Origin of the sequence: Streptomyces mashuensis (assembly GCF_014654785.1) — a bacterium.
Lineage (GTDB): Bacteria > Actinomycetota > Actinomycetes > Streptomycetales > Streptomycetaceae > Streptomyces > Streptomyces mashuensis.
This window is the reverse complement of sequence record NZ_BNBD01000009.1, coordinates 273,226-292,527: the sequence shown is the minus strand read 5'-3', so window position 1 is coordinate 292,527 and position 19,302 is coordinate 273,226. Positions and strand designations below refer to the sequence as shown.

Below are 19,302 nucleotides of genomic sequence, written 5' to 3'. Positions count from 1 at the left end.
GACCACAACCGGGTCTTGAAGGCCGACGTCACGCGAACCCCCGAATTCGCCAACAGCGTCGGCGTACCGGCAGGGGCCTTCACTCACCTACGGTGCGGCCTCAGTGGGCCATCACCGGGATGGCGTCCTCGGCGGCCTCGCCCGGCGTGCCGGACGCGGCGCTCTTGGGGCCGCCCTGGTGACCGGCGTTGACGAGGACGAGGGCGATCAGGGCCGAGAGCGTCAGGATGCCGGCGGCCCACCACACGGCGGTGGTGTAGCCGTGCACCATCGACTCGAACATCAGCACCTTCTTCGGCTTGCCGGCCATGACGTCCTTCATGTGGTCCGTGAAGAACGAGGTGGTGGCGCTGGCCGCGATGGTGTTGAGCAGCGCGGTGCCCACGGCGCCGCCCACCTGCTGCGAGGTGTTGACCATCGCGGAGGCCACACCGGCGTCGCGCGGCTGGACGCCGTGCGTGGCCAGGCTCATGGCGGGCATGAACGCCGTGCCCATGCCGAGGCCCATCAGCAGCAGCGAGGGCAGCACGCCGGTGGCGTACGAGGTGTTCAGGTCGATGCGGGTGAGCAGGACCATGCCCGCGGCGGCGAGCAGGAAGCCGGGGCCCATCAGCCAGCGCGCCGGGACGCGCGTCATGAGGCGGGCGCCGACCTGCGTCGAGCCGGCGATCATCGTGGCGATCATCGGGAGGAAGGCCAGGCCGGTGGTCACCGGCGAGTAGCCGCGGACGATCTGCAGGTAGTACGTGAGGAACAGGAACAGGCCGAACATCGCGATGGCGGCCAGACCCAGCGACATGTACACACCGCCGCGGTTGCGGTCCATGAGCACGCGCAGCGGCATCAGCGGCGCCTTGACCCGCGACTCGACGAAGAGGAACGCGCCGAGCAGCACGACGGCGGCGACGAACAGGCCGATGGTCCAGCCGGCCGTCCAGCCGTCGGACTCGGCACGGGTGAAGCCGTAGACGAGGGAGACCAGGCCGAGGGTGGCCAGGACGACGCCGGGCACGTCGAGCTTCGAGGGGTTGCGGGCCTCGGCGGGCTCGTGGATGGTGGCGATCGCACCGATGGCGGCGACCACGGCGAACGGGATGTTCACGAAGAACGTCCAGCGCCAGTCCAGGTATTCGGTGAAGACACCGCCGAGGATGAGGCCCACGGCACCGCCACCGCCGGCGATGGCACCGAAGATGCCGAACGCCTTGGCGCGCTCCTGCGCCTCGGTGAACATCACGGCGAGCAGCGACAGCGCGGCCGGGGCGAGCAGGGCGCCGAAGACGCCCTGGAGGGCGCGGGCGCCCATCAGCATCGTGGAGTTGAGCGCCGCACCGCCGAGCGCCGAGGCCACGGCGAAGCCGATGAGGCCGATGACGAAGGTGCGCCGGCGGCCCCACAGGTCGGATATGCGGCCGCCGAAGAGCAGCAGTCCGCCGAAGGCGAGGGCGTAGGCGGTGATGACCCACTGCCGGTTGCCGTCGGATATGTGCAGGTCGGCCTGGGCGGAGGGCAGGGCGATGTTCACGATGGTCGCGTCGAGGACGACCATCAGCTGGGCGAGGGCGATGAAGACGAGCGCTTTCCAGCGCTTGGGATCGGGTGCGGTGAGGGTCTCGGGCATGCGATGCGGCCTATCTGGCGGAGTGGTGGAGGAGTTGCGAGTGGTACGGGTGGCGCAGGGGCGCACGGGCGTTGCGGAAACGGTGGGCTGACCCGCCGTCAGCCGCGCTGCCCTTGCTCTCTGGAGGCGCGCAGGTCCTCGAACGTGGCGGCGTGGCCGGGGAGTCGGGAGCGCGCGGGGTTCATCAGTCCGTCCAGGTAGAGCTGCAAGTGGCGGTGCACGAAACGGTCGAGGCCCAGGCAACCGGTGTGCGGCAGCGGCCGGGTGAGCTGGGTCAGGGCCATCATGAGGTCGCCGAGACCGACGTCGTCGCGCAGCTGCCCGGAGGCGCGGGCATCGGCGATCAACGCCCCGATGGCGCTCTCCAGCCGCTGTCGCGCCTCGACGTGGTCGGGGTGCTCGGCGTCGAGGCCGCCCTCGGTGAACAGGGTGCAGAGCGCCCCGATCTGCTCGTCCGCGGCGGCGTGGACGAAGCGCCTCAGCGCGTGGAAAGCATCGGATTCCTCGGCTCGTGCGCTCTCCGCCCGGTCCGTGACGCGGGCCATGACGGAGAGGGTGACGTGATGGATCAGCTCGCGGCGGTCCGCGAAGTGCCGGTACAGGGTGGCATTGCCGACCCCGGCGCGTCGAGCGATTTCATCGAGCGAGGAATCGGCCCCGTGTTCGACGAGCGCCTCCCGGGCGGCGGCGACGATGCGCTCACGGTTGCGCACGGCGTCGGCGCGCAGACGGGGCTGCGGGGCGGTGACCACGGTGGATCTCTCCTCGGGGAACGCTCGGGGAACCGGGGAGGTCCTCCCCGTTTTGGCACGAACGCTGTTGTAAACGGGGAGGACCTCCCCGGTTATTTCTGGACGATCTGAGAGGTACGCCACACCGCTGAGGCACCCCGGCGGCGCCGCGGAGGCGTTTCTCCCGCGGGTGACGTGACTCGTCCATCCGTCGCAGCCGGCGAAGCAAGGCGGTCTCCCGCGGCAAAGCCTCAACAGCGGAGAGCGGGCGCACGGGGCGCCCGCCCGCCCGGGAGGTGTGCGGTGACCGGCAGGAGAACAGCGGCCGTCGCGGCGCTGACCGCCGCGCTGTGCGCGTTCGCCGCACCCGTGGCGTCCCAGGCGGGCGAGGTACGGGCACCGGGCCGGCCGCCGTCGGGCCCCTGCGCGCTGCGGGCGCGCACCCCCGGGGTCTCGGAGGGCGCCCGTACGCCCCGGGGCTTCGCCCGCTCGCACGGCACGGTGCGGGCGGTGACGTTCTTCATCGACTTCCCCGACGCCCCGGCGCGGATCAGCCCCCGGCAGCGGTACGCGGAGTTCTTCCCGGCCGTCGCACGGCACTTCCGCACCGCCTCCTACGGGCGGCTCGACTACCGTTCGACGCCGGTGCCGCGCTGGATCCGGATGGCGCACCCGTACCGCTGGTACGGCATCACACGCGCCGCCGCCTTCGAGCCCGGCCGGGACGACGGCTACGCGGCGATCGCCCGGGAGATCCTGGCGGCGGCCGACGACGAGGTCGACTTCCGCCGCTACGACCTGATCAACGTGCTGGCCACGCCGCAGGCGGGCCCGCCCGCCACGCGCGACGTGCGCTCCGTGACCTTCGCCGGCGGCCCCACGGGGCTGCGCACGGACGACGGCGTGCCGTTCCGCAACGCCTCGTTCATCTGGAGCCGCCAGACGGGCGACAGCCCCTACCGCGTCCTGGTCCACGAGAACGCGCACGCCTTCGGCCTGCCCGACCTCTACGCCACCGCAACCAGGACACCGGTGGGGCACTGGGACCCGATGGACGAGGACTGGGGCCCGTCGAACGACTTCCTCGCCTGGCACAAGTGGAAGCTCGGCTGGCTGGCCCGGCGCGAGGTGCTCTGCCTGTCCCGCCCGGGCAGCCGCACCCTCACCCTGACCTCGGCCACCCGCCCCGGCGGCACCAAGCTCGCCGTGGTGCCGCTCTCCCCCGCCCGCGCCCTCACCCTGGAGGCCCGCGCCCCCGGCCGCGTCGACCACCTGGTGTGCCGCCCCGGAGTCCTGCTGTCGCTCGTCGCCACGGACCTCCCCTCGGGCGCCGCCCCGGTCCGCACGATCGACGCCACCCCCGGCAGCCGCGGCTGCCACACCACCGACCCCAACGTCACCCCCGCCCTCACGGACGCCCCCTTCCGCCCCGGCGAATCCTGGTCGAGAGGCCCCCTCACGATCACCGTCCTGGCCCGCCCCACCCCCACGACGTGGCGCCTGAAGATCACCCGCCGCCCTGCCCGCCCCACCACCCCACCCGCTACACTGACGGCTGCCCCGCCTCCGTAGCTCAGGGGATAGAGCACCGCTCTCCTAAAGCGGGTGTCGGCAGTTCGAATCTGCCCGGGGGCACCGGCAGGAAGGCCCCGGACCCGTAGTGGTCCGGGGCCTTCCGCGCACCCTGGATCAGAAGTTCCAGTAGTGGTCCGGCCAGTCGCCGCAGGGCCACTGGATGACCTTCTCGCCCTGGACCGTGCTCGCGCCCGGGACGGCGAGGCACTGGCCGCTGTTCCAGTTCACCAGCCGCTTGCCCTTGTTGGTGTACTCGACGCCCCAGAAGTGGTCCTTCCAGTCGCCGCACGGCCACTGGATGACCTGGGTGCCCGGTGTCGTGCTGGCGCCGGGTACGGCGAGGCACTGCCGGCTGTTGAGGTTTCTTACGTGGTAGTAGCTGCGGCCGCCGCTGCTGAAGGCGTACTCGAACTGCCAGTAGTGGTCCTGCCAGCCGCCGCAGCCCCACTGGATCAGCCCGATGCCGTTCTGCGTGCTGCCGCCCGGTACCGCCAGGCAGTGGGCGCTGTTGGCGTTGCGGACCCAGCCGTAGCTGTCGGGGAGTGCGGGCGAGGCGGCAGCGGAGGTGGCGGTCAGGCCGCCGATGGCGGCGGTGGCCGCCAGGATGCCGGACAGGCGATAGCGCGACTTCATGTGTCCCTCGTCTCTCGTGCGTCTCTGGTGACGTACGTGGACCGTGCGCTGTGCCGCTGTGCCGTGTGCGGCCCGCAGGGTATAGCCGCCGCCTCGGGAAGGGGAGCCGGGGGCGCCGGCCGTGGCAAGTTGGCGGGAAGCGCTCCCCGGCCGGATCTCCGCGCTTCTGATCATTTCCCCCCGCGCCGACCACTAAAGTTGTGCGGAGAGTCACGAGCACACGGGGGCGGGCGCCGCGCGCTGCCTGGGGAGGAACGGGTATGAGTCGCCGCTCCAGTGGACTGATCGGGATCTGGGCCGAGGCGCAGCGGCAGCAGCAACGCGAGCGGGAGGCCCGGCAGCGCGCGGAGGCGCAGCGGCAGCGGGAGGCCGAGCGGCAACAGCGGGCGTACGAACGCGACATGGCGCGGCAGGACCGGGAGCGGCGGCAGGCGTACCGGCAGGCGCGCGAGGCCGAGGCGCGGCGGCGTACCGAGGCGCTGGAGGCACGCGTGGCGGAGCTGGAGGGGCTGCTGGCGGCCGGGTGCCGGGCGCCCGCGTTCCGTTCGTCGGCGCTGGCGCGGCCCGAGCAGCTGGAGCCCTTCAACCCGGCGCATCTGGGGCAGCCGGTGCCGATGCCCGACCCGGGGCAGTACCGCGGGTTCGGGGGGCGTGAGCGGTACGAGCACGACTGGCACGCCGCGCAGGCCGCCGAGGCCGGGCGGCTGCGGCAGCTGGCGGCCTACCGGCAGCAGTACGACCAGTGGGCCGCGACCACGCTCGCGGAGATCCGGCAGCACAACGCCGGCATAGCGGAGCTGCTCACGGCCCTGCGCGCCGGTGACCCGGAGGCGGTCGTCGAGTACTTCTCGGCCGCCCTGTACGCCTCCGAGGCGTGGCCCGAGGACTTCCCGCACCAGATATCCGCCGCCTACGACCCGGGCGCCCGGCAGCTGGTGCTGGCCTGGGAGCTGCCGGCGTACGACGTCGTGCCGGCGGCCAAGGCCGTGCGGTACATGCCGACCGCCGACGAGGAGCGGGAGACGGCCCGCCCCGCGGGGCAGCGGCGCGCGCTCTACCGTGACGTGCTCGCCCAGTGCGTGCTGCTCGCCGTCCACGAGGTGTTCGCCGCCGACGAGTTCGGCGCCCTGGAGTCGGTGGCGGTCAACGGCTTCGTCGACGACCACGACCCCGCGACCGGCCGCCGGGCGCGGATCGTGCTGGCCTCCGCCACCGTCTCCCGCGCCGGTTACGCGCAGCTGCACCTGGAGCAGGTCAGTGCCGTGGACTGCCTGACCGAGGCGCTCGGCGGCAGGCTCTCCGCCCGCCCCGACCAGCTCGCGACCGTCCCGCCCGTACGGATGCCCGACGAGGTGGGGCGCGGGGTGGTCTCCCACGGCGGGGGCGACGACCCCGATCTGTTCGAGATGGACCCGATCGCCTTCGAGGCCCTGGTCGCCGAGTTGTTCCGGGCCCGCGGCATGCGGGCGGTGACCACGCAGCGCTCCAACGACGGGGGCGTCGACGTGGAGGCCCTCGACCCCGACCCGATCAGCGGCGGGCGGATCATCGTCCAGGTCAAGCGGTACCGGCGGACGGTGCCGCCCACCGCCGTGCGCGACCTGTACGGCACGGTGCAGGGCGCCGGCGCCAACAAGGGCGTGCTCGTCACCACGTCGGGGTTCGGCCCCGGCTCGTACGCCTTCGCGAACGGCAAACCGCTCACGCTGATCTCCGGCGAGGAGCTCGTGGAGCTGCTGCGGCAGCACGGGCTGCGGGGGCGGCTGGGGGGTGCGCCCACCGATCCGGCCCAGGCAGCTGCTGCGGCTGCTGCTGCGGCCGCCCAGACCCCTGCCGCGTACAACGTCCTCGGCATGTCCTGGTCCGGGGCGGTCGCGCTCGACGTGTGCGCCCTCGTCTGCGCGGGGCACCGTGTCCTGGGCGACGAGCACTTCGTCTTCTACAACAACACCGCGACGCCCGACGGCTCGGTACGGACCGTCGCCCCCGCGCACCCCGACAAGGCCGCCCTCCAGGTGGCCTTCGAGGCGCTGCCCGCGGCCGCCGACCGGCTGGTGCTGGTCGCGGCCGTCGACCCCTCCGTCAACCCGGACGCCGACCTGTCGCTGTTCACCGACGCCCGCATCCGGCTCACCGACGCCTCCGGCGCCGAGCTCGGGCAGCTGGAGGTCTCCGACGGGCGCCCCGGCGAGACAGCGCTGGTCCTCGGCTCCTTCCGGCGCCGCGACAACGGCGACTGGGACTTCGTGATCGGCGGCAAGGGCTACACCGGCGGCCTGGAGGCGCTGCTCGGCGATCACGGGGTCGAGGTCGCCTGACGGCCCGACCTGGGCCTTCCGGTCTCGTTCCGCGATCCGGCGGTCACTGTCAGTGGCCGCCCCTAGACTTCCTTGCATGGCCGCCCCCACCGAAACCATCAGCCCCGACGACCACGCCGGCGACTCCCGCGCCCCCGGCGACCACGCCGGCGATCCCCGCGACAGCGATGCCCTGCGCTGCCTGCGCCGCGTCTTCGGCTACGACGCCTTCCGCGGCGACCAGGAGGCGATCGTCGAGCACGTCGTCGCGGGCGGGGACGCCCTGGTCCTGATGCCCACGGGCGGCGGCAAGTCGCTGTGCTACCAGATCCCGGCGCTGGTGCGGCCCGGCGTGGGCGTCGTCGTGTCGCCGCTGATCGCCCTCATGCAGGACCAGGTCGACGCGCTGCGCGCGCTGGGCGTGCGCGCCGGCTTCCTCAACTCCACGCAGGACATGGACGAACGCCGCATGGTGGAGGCCGAGTTCGCGGCCGGCGAGCTCGACCTGCTGTACCTCGCGCCGGAGCGGCTGCGCGTGGAGTCCACGCTGCGGCTGCTCGACCGCGGCAAGATCTCGCTGTTCGCGATCGACGAGGCCCACTGTGTGGCGCAGTGGGGCCACGACTTCCGCCCCGACTACCTGGCGCTGTCGGCGCTGCACGAGCGCTGGCCGGACGTGCCGCGCATCGCGCTGACCGCGACCGCCACGGAGGCCACGCGCGCGGAGATCGCCACACGGCTGAACCTGGGCGGGGCCCGGCAGTTCGTCGCCAGCTTCGACCGGCCCAACATCCAGTACCGCATCGTCCCCAAGGACGACGCCCGGAAGCAGCTGCTGGAGCTGCTGCGCACGGAGCACGTGGGCGACGCGGGCGTCGTCTACTGTCTCTCCCGCCGCGGCGTCGAGGACACCGCGGCCTTCCTCGTCTCGCACGGCATCGAGGCCCTGCCGTACCACGCGGGTCTCGACGCGGCGACGCGTGCGGCGAACCAGGCGCGGTTCCTGCGCGAGGACGGCATCGTCATGGTGGCCACGATCGCGTTCGGCATGGGCATCGACAAGCCGGACGTGCGCTTCGTCGCCCACCTCGACCTGCCCAAGTCGGTCGAGGGCTACTACCAGGAGACCGGCCGTGCCGGGCGTGACGGCCTGCCGTCGACGGCCTGGCTGGCGTACGGGCTGCAGGACGTCGTCCAGCAGCGCAAGCTGATCGACGGGTCGGAGGGCGACGACGCGCACCGGCGCCGCCTCGGGCAGCACCTGGACGCGATGCTGGCGCTGTGCGAGACGGTCGAGTGCCGCCGGGCCCGGCTGCTGGCCTACTTCGGGCAGCCCGGGGGCGCCTCCTGCGGCAACTGCGACACGTGCCTGACCCCGCCCACCACCTGGGACGGCACGATCGCCGCGCAGAAGTTCCTGTCCGCGGTCTACCGGCTGGCGCGCGAGCGGCGGCAGAAGTTCGGCGCGGGCCAGATCATCGACATCCTGCTGGGCAAGAAGACCGCGAAGGTCGTCCAGCACGACCACGACACCCTCACCGTCTTCGGCATCGGCACGGAGCTGAGCGCCGCCGAATGGCGGGGCGTGGTGCGGCAGTTGCTGGCGCAGGGGCTGCTGGCCGTCGAGGGCGAGTACGGCACGCTGGTGCTCACCGACGCCAGCGGCGAGGTGCTGGGCTCGCGCCGGCAGGTGCCGATGCGCCGCGACCCGGCGCGGCCGGCCCGGGCCGCCAAGTCCGCGAAGGGCGGCGGCGGTTCGGGCAAGCGGGCGGCGGTCGTGGACCTGCCGGCGGAGGCGGTGCCGGTCTTCGAGGGGCTGCGCGCCTGGCGGGCGGCGGCCGCGCGGGAGCAGGGCGTCCCGGCGTACGTCATCTTCCACGACGCGACGCTCCGCGAGATCGCCACGGTCCGGCCCGGCTCCCTGGAGGCGCTGTCGGCCGTCGGCGGCGTCGGCGAGAACAAGCTCGCCAAGTACGGGCAGCAGATCCTCGACGTGCTGGCGGGCCGGGAGGTGACGCAGGAGACGGAGCCGTTCGAGGACCAGGCCCCGGCCTAGGCAGCGGGGAGGGCCTGGGCCGCGGGGCCCGGTGTGCGGCGGACGCCGGTGAGGTGCGCGTAGACGACGACGTTGCCGAGGTAGGCGTCCTCCTCCTGGGAGAAGCCGCCGCCGCAGGTGATCAGGCGGAGTTCGGGGCGGCCGGCGGCCGTGTAGACCTTGTCGGAGGGGAAGGCCGTCCGCGCGTACACCTCGATGGCGTCGATGCCGAAGACGGCGGTGCGGCCGTCGTGCCGGGCGACCTCCACGGTGTCGCCCTTCTTCAGCGCGCCGAGGTTGTAGAAGACGGCCGGACCCCCGGCGGTGTCGACGTGGCCAGCGACGACCGCGGTGCCGACGGAGCCGGGCGCCGGCCCGCCCGCGTACCAGCCGGCGAGGTTCTTGTCGCCCTCCGGCGGGCTGGCCAGGCTCTGGTCGGGCATCAGGCCGAGCGGCGTGAGGGGCGCGTCGACGCGGATGGCAGGGATGCGGATACGGGTCGGCGGGGAGGGCGGCAGCGCCGGTACGTGCCGTTCGCCACGGCCCCAGGCGAGCAGCGGCCCGCGGGAGCGGGTGAACGCCTCGGCCGCGGAGGGCTGCGGCGGCGGGCCCTGCTTCCGCGCGCCGTGGTCGATGAGCCAGCTGCCCGCCAGCACCCCCACCGCGAGCACGACGGCGATCACGGTCTTCAGCCGGGTGTCGTACGGGGGCCGGGGCGGGGGCGGGCCGGCGCGGCCCGGCCCGCGGGACGCCGTGGTGCCGCCGCCCGCCCGGAGGCAGGCGGCGGCCCACGACGCGGCCGGGGCGCCCGGCCGGCGCCCGGTCCCGGCGCCCGGGCGCCGTGCGCGCGCCCGGGGGCCGAGGGGCGGACCGGAGGGCACCGGAGCCTCCGTCCGCGGTCAGACCCGGTCGCTGCCGCCGCGGCGGCGCAGGAACCAGGTGCCGGCGACGGCCACGGCGCCCAGGACGGCCGCCCCGGCCACGATCTCCACGGTGCCGGAGTCGTCGTTCGTGCCGCCGAGGCCGGTCTTCATGCCGCCCCTGGGCGGCATCGGCGAGCTGCTGTGCGACGTGCGCGGCATGGGCGACTCCTTGCCGCCCGTGCCGGCCTCCTTGCCGCCGCTCGTGTTCCCGCCGCTCGTCTTTCCGCCGCCCGTGGCCTTCACGATCAGGTCGCCGGTGGCCTCCTTGCCGTTGGAGCACTTGGCGCCGATGCCGTAGGTGCCGGGCTTGGCCGAGCGGGGCACGTCGAACTGGCCGACCACGACCTCCTTGTGCGTGCCGGGCTTGAGCTCGAACGACGCCGGCCCGCCCACGGCACTGGCGTCGGCCGTGGCGTGGCCGTCCGCGCCGCAGGCCGTGGTGTTGACGGTGACCGTGCCGCCGGGCTGCGCGGTCCCCGGGCTGATCTCCAGCTTCCCGAAGTTGTCGGCGAACGCGGGGGCGACCGGCAGCCCCAGCACGGCTGCCGTCGCGGCGGCCCCGGCGAGCATTCGTGCAGTACGCATGCTTCCTCCGTGAGCGCGGACGCGGCACACCCGTGTGCCGCATCAGGAGTCGGGAATCCGCGCTCCTCTGACCGAGCGAAGCGGCGTTCGGGGGCCCGCGCACTCTGACACCCCTTCAGCGGAGGCACCGGCACGGCCGGGCGGGAAGGCCGAAAGCGCAGGTCAGCGGGGTGGACGACGGGAGTCCCAGGGGGGCGGGAGGGCACATGGCGAACGGGTGACCGTACGGATACGTACGGTCACCCGTTCGGCGCTCCGGGGCTACGGCGCCGCCGCGAGGTCGTCCGGGCAGCCCGTGCCGCGCGGCAGCTTGTAGGGGGCCGCGATCCGGTACGTACCGGCGTGCGGGGCGCGCAGCAGCGTCCAGTCGTCCTCGGGCTCGCCGGCCGCCGGCGGCTGCTGCACCTCCTTGGCGAGGCAGCCGTGCAGGTTGACCGGCGCCTCGCCGCGCGGGCCGGCCTTCGGCGGCTGCACGGCCTTCCCGTCGTCGTCGAGCAGGCCGAGCCAGGGCGAGTACGGGATGCGGATGAGCACCGGGCCGGCCTTCTTCACGGTGATCCTCAGCTCGCCGGCGTCGGCGTGCTCCACGACGGCGGGCGGCTCGGCCAGCGGCGTGGGGTCCTTCACCTCGAAGAGCCGCCAGTTGTCGTCCTGCCACACCTGGCGCAGGTACTCGGGCTCCCGGGCGACGAGCTTGGCCTCCTCGACGGCCGCGTTGTCCGGCTCGCCGGTGGGCAGCACGACGTAGTGCACGGCCCAGCGGCTGAGCCAGGCGCGGTAGCTGTCGGTGGTGAGCCTGCCCTCCTCGTAGAAGAGGGGGTTCCGCTTCAGGTCGGCCTGCCGGTTCCAGCCCCGGGCCAGGTTGACGTACGGGGCCAGGGCGGACGCCTCGCGGTGGCTGCGCGCGGGCACCACCTCGACGCGGCCACGGGTGGCGTCCACGTGCTGCAACCGGTCGACGAGCGGCGCGACCGCGCGCGCCCAGGAGGCGGCGGGCGTGGTGTGGATGATGTCGCTGACCGAGTTGGTGGTCTGCCACGCGGTGCACGTCACGAGGGCGAGGACCGCGGCCGTCCACGTCCGGCCGCCGCGCAGCAGGTCGGCGCGGGCCGGCCGCTCCATGCCGGTGAGCACGGCGACCAGCACCACGCCGCCGAAGACCATGCCCAGGCGCGAGATGTTCGTGCCGATCTGGGACGGGATCAGCCACACGAGCAGCACGCCGAGCACGTACAGGGCGGAGACGGTCCGCACCGTCCGCCAGGACCACGGCGTGAAGACGAAGCCGAAGACACCGGCCAGGAGCGGCAGGATCGTCGAGGCCCAGGACATCGGCTGCTGCCCGGAGAAGGGGAACAGCCACGCCGACAGGGCGACCACGATCACCGGCGTCACGCCCAGCGCGTACGCGGCCGGGCGGCGCCGGCCCAGCCACAGCGCGGCGGCGACGACGCCGACGAAGAGGCCCGCCACGGGGCTGGAGGCCGTGGCCAGCCCGGCCGACAGCGCGGCCAGCGCGGCCCGCACCCAGCGGTACCGGCCGTCGGTGCGCCACCGCACCGGCCACGCGAAGACCGCGGCGACTGCCGCCAGGCCGAACATCATGCCCAGCCCGAACGTCACCCGGCCCGATATGGCGTTGCAGGCCAGCGCGAACGCGCCGTACAGGGAGGGCCACAGCGGGCGCCGCACGGCCCGGCTGCGCTCGACGATCATCGCGATGAGGCCGGCCGAGACCGTCCCGGCGATCATCATCGTGGTGCGCACGCCCAGCAGCGCCATCAGGTACGGCGAGATGACGCTGTACGAGACGGGGTGCATGCCGCCGTACCAGGCCAGGTTGTACGCGGAGTCGGGGTGCTGGAGCGCGAACTCGGCCCACGCGTCCTGCGCGGCGAGGTCACCGCCGCTGTTGGCGAACAGCAGCACCCACAGGACGTGCAGCGCCGCGGCGACCGCCAGGGTGGTGGCGACGGTGCCCGTGAGGAGCCGGCGACGGGCGGTGCGCAGCCGCCGGTGGCCGGGGACGACGGCCCACGCCGGCCGGCGATAGGCGGGCCGCCCCGCCCCGCCGTCCTCCTGGGGTACGGCGGTACCCGGCGCGGCTCCTTCGCCGCCCGGCTCTCCCGGCTGCCCGGCCCGTACCGGCCCCGCGGTGGTCACTGCTCTCTCCCCGTCTTCCCCCCGGAATCCTGATGTCCCCGCCGTCGGCATGTCCGCATCTCCCCATCTTCCCGGACATCCTCCCGGACGCCCGGCCGGGGCGGACGGCACGGGGCAAAACCCCCGCGACGCTAACACGCCCCCGGCGCCGTCCCCCGGCCGAGCCCGGCGGCCGTGCGACGGCTCCTGGTCCGTACCACTCGTACGGACCAGGAGCCGCGCGGCACGCCGGCCGGTGCCGCCCGACCGGTGCGGTCTGCTGATGCGGGCCGGCCGGTGCGGTCTGCTGCTGTGGATCAGCTGATGCGGGTCAGCTTGGCGCCGAAGGACGGCTCGGCGAGGTCCTTCTGCAGCGCCACCGGGACGCGCACCTGCCCGGCGCCCGTGCCCACCGTCAGCTCGCCGACCTCCGTACCGGCCTTCGCCGTGTGCGGCAGCTTGCGGCCGCCGTCCGCCAGCGCGAACTTCGTCGTGAACCCGGCCCAGCCCACGGCCTCGACGTCCTTCGTGACGACGAGCGGCGTACGGCCGCCCAGGCCGTCGTCGACGTAGCCGACGACGTCGCCCTTCTTCACCACGGTGGTCTTGGTGAGCGCGTCCTGGATGGCCCGGGTCTGCTTGTAGCTGGTGTCCAGTGCCACGGCGAGGTGGGCGTTGGCGTCATTGGAGTTCGGGTTGCGCTGGTCCATGGTGGCGCCGACGATCAGCTGCTCCTTGCCGTCGATCGTCTTCTTCACCGCCCACATCAGCGCACCGCCGGCCGGACCGCTGGAGCCGGTCTTGATGCCCAGCACACCGGTCTGCTTGACGAGCAGCTTGTCGTTGTTGTTGTAGATGCGCTCCGACAGGCCGGGGATGTCGGTGTTGGTCTTGCCGGTGATCTCCCGGACGACCTTGTTCTGGATCGCCACCTCGGCCAGCTTCACCTGGTCGACGGCCGTGCTCCGGGTCGTCTCCTTCAGGCCGCTCGGGTCGGTGTACGTGGTGTTCGTCATCCCGAGGTCCTTGGCGGCGGCGTTCATCTTCGCGACGAACTCCTCCTCCGACTTCGCGTCCCAGCGGGCCAGCTGGCGCGCGATGTTGTTGCCGGAGGGGATGAGCAGCATCTGGAGCATGTCGTACTCGGAGAACTGCTGGTTCTCGGAGACGACCAGGCGCGACTCGTCCTTCGCCTGCGACTCGCGGGCCGCCTGCGCGTCGATCGTGATCATCGGGCCCTTCTCGCCCGGCTTGAGCGGGTGGTCCTTGAGGATCACCCACGCCGTCATGACCTTCGCGACGCTCGCCGTCGGGACGGGCTTCTGCTCGCCCGACGTACCGACGTCACCGGCGCCCAGCACCTTCGCGGCGGACTGGCCCTGCGACGGCCACGCCATGTCGGGCTTGTCGCCCGCGAAGGTGAACGACTTGTGCGCGCCCAGCGCCAGCTTGGGGGCCGGCAGCGGACGGAACGCCTGCACGACGACGAAGACGACGGCCAGCAGGGCGACCAGCGGCGTCCAGATCTTCACGCGCCGCAGGGCCGACCGCACCGGCGTCTCCGGCGGCGGCGGGGTGTTCGTCAGCTGTGCCAGCAGGTCCAGCGGGGCCTGCGGGCCCTGGGGGCCCTGCGAGCCGGCGGCGGGGCCGCCGGCCGGGGCCGGGGCCTTCGGGGGCACCGACACGGGGATGGCGGGCTTGGGCGGCGCCGGCGGCGCGGCCGGCGCGGAGGCCGGGGCCTTGGGGGCGGGGGCCTTGGGGGCGGCGGCCTTCGCTGCGGGCTTGGCAGCGGGCTTCGCCGGGGCGTCGTCCTTCTTCAGCGGGACGAAGCGGCTCTTGCCCTCCGGCTCCGGCTTCGGCGCCTTCAGCAGCTCGGTCGGCTGGTCACCGGAGTCCCCCTTGGGGGCGGTCTTGGAGTCTGCCCCGGGGTCGGCCTTGGGGTCTGCCTTGGAGCCGGTCTTTGCCTCTGCCTTCGCGTCGGCCGGGCGAACGGCGCGGAAGACGGCCGTCGGCTGGTCGGCGGCGGGCTTCCGGGCGGCGGGCTCGGAGCCGGCCTCGACCTCCGCCTTGGGGGCAGCCTTGGGCTCGGCCTTGGGCTCGCTCTTCGGCTCCGCCTTGGGGCCGGCGGTCGCAGCCGGCTTCGTCTCCGGCTTTGCGTCGGGGGCGTTGTCGCCCTTGGGAGTGACGGTACGGAAGACAGCCGTGGCACGGTCGGCCTGCGGCTGCTTCTTCTCCGCGTCGGAGGTGCCGGAGGCGTCGGCCTTCGGGCGCACCGTACGGAAGACGGCCGTCGCCTTGTCGGGCGCAGGCCGGCCGGCGGCAGGCTTCTCGTCGCCCGCCTCGTCCTCGTCGCCCTTGGCCTCGTCCTTCGGACGGACGGTACGGAAGACGGCCGTGGCACGGTCGGCCGCCGGCTTGTCGCCGGCCGGCTTCTCACCGGCGGTCTCCGCCGCGGCGTCAGTCCTGGGCCCGGGCTTGGCCTCGGGCTCCCCCTTGGCCTCGGCCTTCGCCTTCGCCTCCGGCTCCGGCTTCGCCTCGGCATCCGCCTTCGGGCGTGCCTCGCCGGCCGACGGCGAGGACGCCTCGTCCTCCTCGCCGGCCACCCAGGCCGCCACGGCCGCCTTCAGGCGGGCGTTGCCCTTGCCGTCGGTCGCGCCGTCGTTGCCATTGCCGTTGCCGTTGCTGCCGCCGTCGCCGTTCCCGGCCTTCTCTGCAGCCGCGGACGCCGTGTCCGGCGCATCCGGTGTATCGGTCGTGTCCGGCGCATCCGTCGCCGTCCGGGATTCCCGGGCCACGCCGAGCCTGGGGTCGCGCTCACTGCCGGCCCTGCCAGTCGTCTCCCCCGACGACTTACGCTGCTCCGACTTGTCGGGGGACTCGCCCGCCACCGATGCCTCCTCGAATTTCCCGCACCATACGCCGAGGCGTGGCGACAAGCGCCCCGCTCCCCGATCCTCTCAACGTCTACCAGTGTCCTCTGCCGCCGTCCCGCCGGAACGCGAGGCCGTCAGAGGGCATGGTCGGGCTTCACCCACGTGCAAGACGAGACGACATACCTACCGGTTCCCGCCCGAAGTCACCACGCACTCTCGACAGACCAATGTGAGAGGGGTCACCCTGTCAGTCATCCACGCGGGGAGGCATGGATGGGCAGGAGCCGCAGAACAATTCCGGAGGAGCTTCTGCTGCTCGCCTTGGACCCGGCCACGGGCACCACGGCGCAGCCGCAGTCGCTGGACCTCGGTCTTGCCGGAGCCCAGCTAGTGGAGCTGGCTCTGGCGGGACGGATAGCCCCAGACGGGGATCGTATCGCCGTGGTCCACCCACGGCCGACAGGTGATCCGACCCTGGACACCGCACTCGAGCTGTTGCGGCGCCGCGGCAGCCCCGTGCGGGCGGTGCACTGGATCGGCGGGCCCCGGCTGGGGCTGCGCCAGACGTATCTGACCCACCTGGAGCGGTGCGGCATGGTGCATGCCGTCGCGGGTCAGATGTGCGGGGTGCTGCCGACCACGCGCTACCAGGCGACCGACACCGCCATCAGCCGGGAGATCAGGGCCCGGCTGGACAGCGCGATCCGCACCGGCGTGCCGCCGGACCCGCGGACCGCGGCGCTCGCCGCCCTGGCCCACGCCGTGGGTCTGGGCAAGCATCTCTACCCGGGCAACGAGGGGCGTTCCTCGCGGTCCAGGCTGCGGGACCTGATCCGGCACGACCCCATGGGCGGGCTCGTGGCGCACGCCGTGATGGACGTGCAGAACGGTGCCGCCGCCCAGCCCCGGCGGGCACCGGCCGCGCCCGGTTCCTCCGCCGGCGGCGGCACGGGGCGCCGTACGGCGGCGCGAACGGCTGCGCACCGTGGCGTGATGGCCCGCGCGGCCGCCTCGTGAAACGGTTCAGCAACCCTTAGTGCACAACCCACGCACGACCGCACCACCGCACTTCCGCATCTCCGCACGACCGCACCACCGCACTTCCGTTCCTCCGCTCCAGTGCGCGGGGCGACGGCCGGCCGCGTCCGTTTCGGCGACGGCGCGGCCCGCCGCCCCGCGCTTCGCCATGTGCGGCGGGCGGTGGCGGCGCCGTAGCACCCCTACGTCAGCTGTCGCCGGGCGCGGATCACCGCGGGCGGACTTGGTGTAAGCATTTTCCAGCGCCGCCCCGGCCAGTGGTGGCAGGCTGCGGAGCAGGAGAACAGCAGCACGACGGAGCCGGAGGTGCGTCCGTGGCGTCCAGTGTCAACCCCACCGTGAGGCGGCGCCGACTGGGGCAGGAGCTGCGCAAGCTCCGCGAACTCAAGGGCATGACGGCCGAGGAGGTGGCCGAGCGGCTACTGGTGTCGCAGTCGAAGATCAGCCGTCTGGAGAACGGGCGTCGCAGCATCAGCCAGCGCGACGTCCGCGACCTGTGCAGCGTCTACGGCGTCGAGGACCACCGCATTGTCGATTCCCTGATGCAGATGGCCAAGGAGTCGCGCCAGCAGGGCTGGTGGCACGCCTTCGGCGACATTCCCTACAGCGTTTACATCGGCCTGGAGACGGACGCCGCGTCCTTGCGCGTGTACGAAGGCTCGCTCGTACCCGGCCTGTTGCAGACACCCAACTACGCCAGTGCCGTCACCGAGGGTTCCTGGCCGGAGGCGACCACGGCCGACGTGGAACGGCGGGTGCAGGTCCGGATGCGGCGGCAGGAACGCATCACCGATCCGGAGAATCCCCTGCGCCTCTGGGCGGTCATCGACGAGTCGGCGCTGCGCCGCGTCGTCGGCAGCAACGCCATCATGCGCGAACAGATGGAACATCTCGTGGAGTTCAGCATGCGGCCGCACATCACGGTGCAGGTGCTGCCCTATTCCGTGGGCGCCCACCCCGGTATGTACGGCAAATTCTCGATCCTCGAATTCCACGACCCGCAGGACGCCAGCACGGTGTACCTGGAGGGCATCACCAGCGATCTGTATCTGGAAAAACCGAACGACGTCCAGGCGTACAGCGTGATGTACGAGCATTTGCGCATGCAGGCCCTGAACGCCGAGGACTCGCGGCGGTTCATCCTGAAGGTCGCCGAGGACTGGGCGACCGCCACCGAGGACGGCGAGGACTGAGGCCCGAGGACGGCGAGGACCGAGACCCGAGGGGAAGGAGATCCGGGGAAGGCGGAACCGTACACCCCCTCCGCCCCGGGGGGGAAGAGCTGAATGGAATATGCCATCCGGTCGGGTGAAGGCCCCGTTCATCAGCTGATGTTGGCGCGTAACGTCGGTCGCACCTCGGGAATCCCGCGGACACCGCGTTCCGGTCAGACGGAACACCAGTGACCCACGCCCATCACCAGCGATCAGCTGCACTCACAGGCAACGGAGCAACCATGGCCATTCAGCAGGGAAAGACGGCTTGGCGGAAGTCCTCCTACTCGCTCGCCCACGGCGACTGCGTGGAGGTCGCCTCGCCCCTTCCCCGGTCCATCGCGGTGCGCGACTCGAAGGCACCCCAGGGCCCGGCGCTCGCCTTCTCGCCGACCGCCTGGACCGCGTTCGTGGCGACCGTCAACGGCGCCGCACAGGGTCGCTGACCGCTCGCCGACGGCACCCCCGACCCGACCGACCCGACTGACCCGACCGACCGCGGAGCACCCGGCACAGCACCACAGCGTCACCAGCACGTCCGTACCGCCGTACCGCACTGTCCGCCCAGAGCCCTCTCGCCCGGATCACCGCTCCGGCCGAGGGGGCTCGGTCGTGTCCAGGAAATGCCGTCGGGTCAACGTGCGGCGCCCGCCCGCCGTCACCCGTTCGGGCCAACCGCCCGGCGCCGCTCCTCCACCGTTCCTACGCCGTGCCGGGCTTGCCGGGGGCGGGCCGCACGGTGTTCATGATCTTGTCGATCTGCTCGGCCGACAGGGCGTCCGGCACCCCTTGGTCCGCGTAGATCACCCAGCCGTGGAAGGTGCCGTCCGGCATCTTCTGCGCGATGCTCTTCACGATCGCCGTCGCCGGCACGCACTCGCTCGGACGGTTGGTGACGGTCACCTTCGCCGTGGCGGTCCAGCCGTCGATGCCGTTGTTCTTCCACGGCTTCTCGTCCGTGATCTCGATCTTCGGCTTGTGGGCCGTGCCGCCGTACGCGGCGAAGCCCCAGTTGCCCGCCCAGTTGCGGGCGTTCTCCTTCAGGTCGCCGTCCTTGCCGCCGCCCGTCGTGCCGACGGTGGCGAGCTGGCCCTGGCCCGCCTCGCCCAGCAGGTCGGGGTTGGCCTTCGAGGCGCAGCCGCCCTCGTGGTAGCTGGCGGCGCCCGACATGGTGACGATCGGCTTGCCGCCCTCGGTGTACGCGACGTACGTGTCCGGGGGGAGCACCTTCCACTTCTCGCCCTTGGCGGGGACGTCGTACTGGAAGAAGTGCTCGGCGCGCGTCTGCGTCTGCCAGCCGGGGACCAGGGGCTGCGCCTTGCCGCCGTTCTGCTGCCCGTTCTGGCCGCCGTCCTTGTCGCCGTCCTGCTGGTCGCCGGGCTTGGCCGGGGCCTGCGACGGCGTCGCCTTGCCGGCGGCCGCGTCCTTGCCGCCGTCGTCGCCCCCCGCCGTCGCCCACCAGGGCGTACGCCGCACCGCCGATCAGGGCCAGCGCCACGACACCGCCCACGACGGCGAACAGCGTCTTGTTGCTCTTCCCCGGCTGCCGCGGCTGCTCCGGCTGCCCCGGCGGGGGAAACTGCCCCGGCTGCGGGCCCCACGCGGGCGCCGGGCCGAAGCCGCCCTGGGGCGGCG

General features: G+C 73.1%; 14 protein-coding genes and 1 tRNA gene. 7 read left to right on the top strand and 8 right to left on the bottom strand.

Annotated features, from left to right (window positions below; translation table 11 throughout):
- Positions 1–100: 100 nt before the first annotated feature.
- Together IE305_RS22170 and IE305_RS22165 are read right to left on the bottom strand one after the other, a co-directional pair.
- Positions 101–1,621 (bottom strand): MFS transporter, encoded by a 1,521-nt coding sequence (locus IE305_RS22170; RefSeq protein WP_190131422.1) that lies wholly within the window; start codon positions 1,619–1,621, stop codon positions 101–103.
- 98 nt (positions 1,622–1,719) lie between these two features.
- Entirely contained in the window at positions 1,720–2,373 is a 654-nt protein-coding gene (locus tag IE305_RS22165; protein ID WP_190131421.1) for a TetR/AcrR family transcriptional regulator, read from the bottom strand.
- Between the two features lie 282 nt (positions 2,374–2,655).
- On the opposite strand from IE305_RS22165, the gene IE305_RS33555 reads away from it, so the two are divergent.
- Together IE305_RS33555 and IE305_RS22155 are read left to right on the top strand one after the other, a co-directional pair.
- Positions 2,656–3,924, top strand: a complete 1,269-nt coding sequence (locus IE305_RS33555) for a M6 family metalloprotease domain-containing protein (RefSeq protein ID WP_190131420.1) — start codon at positions 2,656–2,658, stop codon at positions 3,922–3,924.
- Positions 3,915–3,987: transfer RNA gene (locus tag IE305_RS22155), tRNA-Arg, on the top strand. The genes IE305_RS33555 and IE305_RS22155 overlap by 10 nt, the downstream gene beginning before the upstream one ends.
- Before the next feature lie 54 nt (positions 3,988–4,041).
- Here IE305_RS22155 and IE305_RS22150 read toward each other — a convergent pair.
- Entirely contained in the window at positions 4,042–4,560 is a 519-nt protein-coding gene (locus IE305_RS22150; protein ID WP_190131419.1) for an RICIN domain-containing protein, read from the bottom strand.
- Positions 4,561–4,820: 260 nt separating this feature from the next.
- Here IE305_RS22150 and IE305_RS22145 point away from each other — a divergent pair, with 260 nt between their 5' ends.
- Both IE305_RS22145 and recQ read left to right on the top strand, forming a co-directional pair.
- Positions 4,821–6,878 (top strand): restriction endonuclease, encoded by a 2,058-nt coding sequence (locus tag IE305_RS22145; RefSeq protein WP_190131418.1) that lies wholly within the window; start codon positions 4,821–4,823, stop codon positions 6,876–6,878.
- Positions 6,879–6,954: 76 nt separating this feature from the next.
- Positions 6,955–8,913, top strand: a complete 1,959-nt coding sequence (gene recQ / locus IE305_RS22140; protein WP_190131417.1) for a DNA helicase RecQ — start codon at positions 6,955–6,957, stop codon at positions 8,911–8,913.
- On the opposite strand, the gene IE305_RS22135 is transcribed toward recQ, so the two are convergent.
- The 4 genes from IE305_RS22135 to IE305_RS22120 all read right to left on the bottom strand — a co-directional run bounded on the left by IE305_RS22135 (position 8,910) and on the right by IE305_RS22120 (position 15,430).
- A complete protein-coding gene (locus tag IE305_RS22135) occupies positions 8,910–9,584 on the bottom strand; it encodes a class F sortase (RefSeq protein WP_373311713.1) in 675 nt (224 codons plus the stop codon). The genes recQ and IE305_RS22135 overlap by 4 nt on opposite strands.
- Positions 9,585–9,791: 207 nt before the next feature.
- On the bottom strand, positions 9,792–10,400 hold the full coding sequence (locus IE305_RS22130; RefSeq protein ID WP_190131416.1) for a GVDTG sorting domain-containing protein: 609 nt from the start codon (positions 10,398–10,400) through the stop codon (positions 9,792–9,794).
- A gap of 261 nt (positions 10,401–10,661) precedes the next feature.
- Positions 10,662–12,563, bottom strand: a complete 1,902-nt coding sequence (locus tag IE305_RS22125; protein ID WP_373311709.1) for a DUF8823 domain-containing protein — start codon at positions 12,561–12,563, stop codon at positions 10,662–10,664.
- Between the two features lie 296 nt (positions 12,564–12,859).
- Positions 12,860–15,430 (bottom strand): D-alanyl-D-alanine carboxypeptidase family protein, encoded by a 2,571-nt coding sequence (locus tag IE305_RS22120; protein WP_190131415.1) that lies wholly within the window; start codon positions 15,428–15,430, stop codon positions 12,860–12,862.
- Between the two features lie 258 nt (positions 15,431–15,688).
- On the opposite strand from IE305_RS22120, the gene IE305_RS22115 reads away from it, so the two are divergent.
- The 3 genes from IE305_RS22115 (at position 15,689) to IE305_RS22105 (ending at position 18,113) form a co-directional block, all read left to right on the top strand.
- Positions 15,689–16,432 carry a GOLPH3/VPS74 family protein gene (locus IE305_RS22115; RefSeq protein WP_190131414.1) on the top strand — a complete coding sequence of 248 codons (744 nt, stop codon included), beginning with the start codon at positions 15,689–15,691 and terminating at the stop codon, positions 16,430–16,432.
- A 335-nt stretch (positions 16,433–16,767) separates the two neighbouring features.
- On the top strand, positions 16,768–17,646 hold the full coding sequence (locus IE305_RS22110) for a helix-turn-helix domain-containing protein (protein ID WP_190131413.1): 879 nt from the start codon (positions 16,768–16,770) through the stop codon (positions 17,644–17,646).
- Between the two features lie 263 nt (positions 17,647–17,909).
- Positions 17,910–18,113 (top strand): DUF397 domain-containing protein, encoded by a 204-nt coding sequence (locus IE305_RS22105; protein WP_190131412.1) that lies wholly within the window; start codon positions 17,910–17,912, stop codon positions 18,111–18,113.
- Positions 18,114–18,369: 256 nt separating this feature from the next.
- Here IE305_RS22105 and IE305_RS22100 read toward each other — a convergent pair whose 3' ends face one another.
- A complete protein-coding gene (locus tag IE305_RS22100) occupies positions 18,370–19,143 on the bottom strand; it encodes a DUF8017 domain-containing protein (protein ID WP_190131411.1) in 774 nt (257 codons plus the stop codon).
- Positions 19,144–19,302 lie beyond the last annotated feature (159 nt).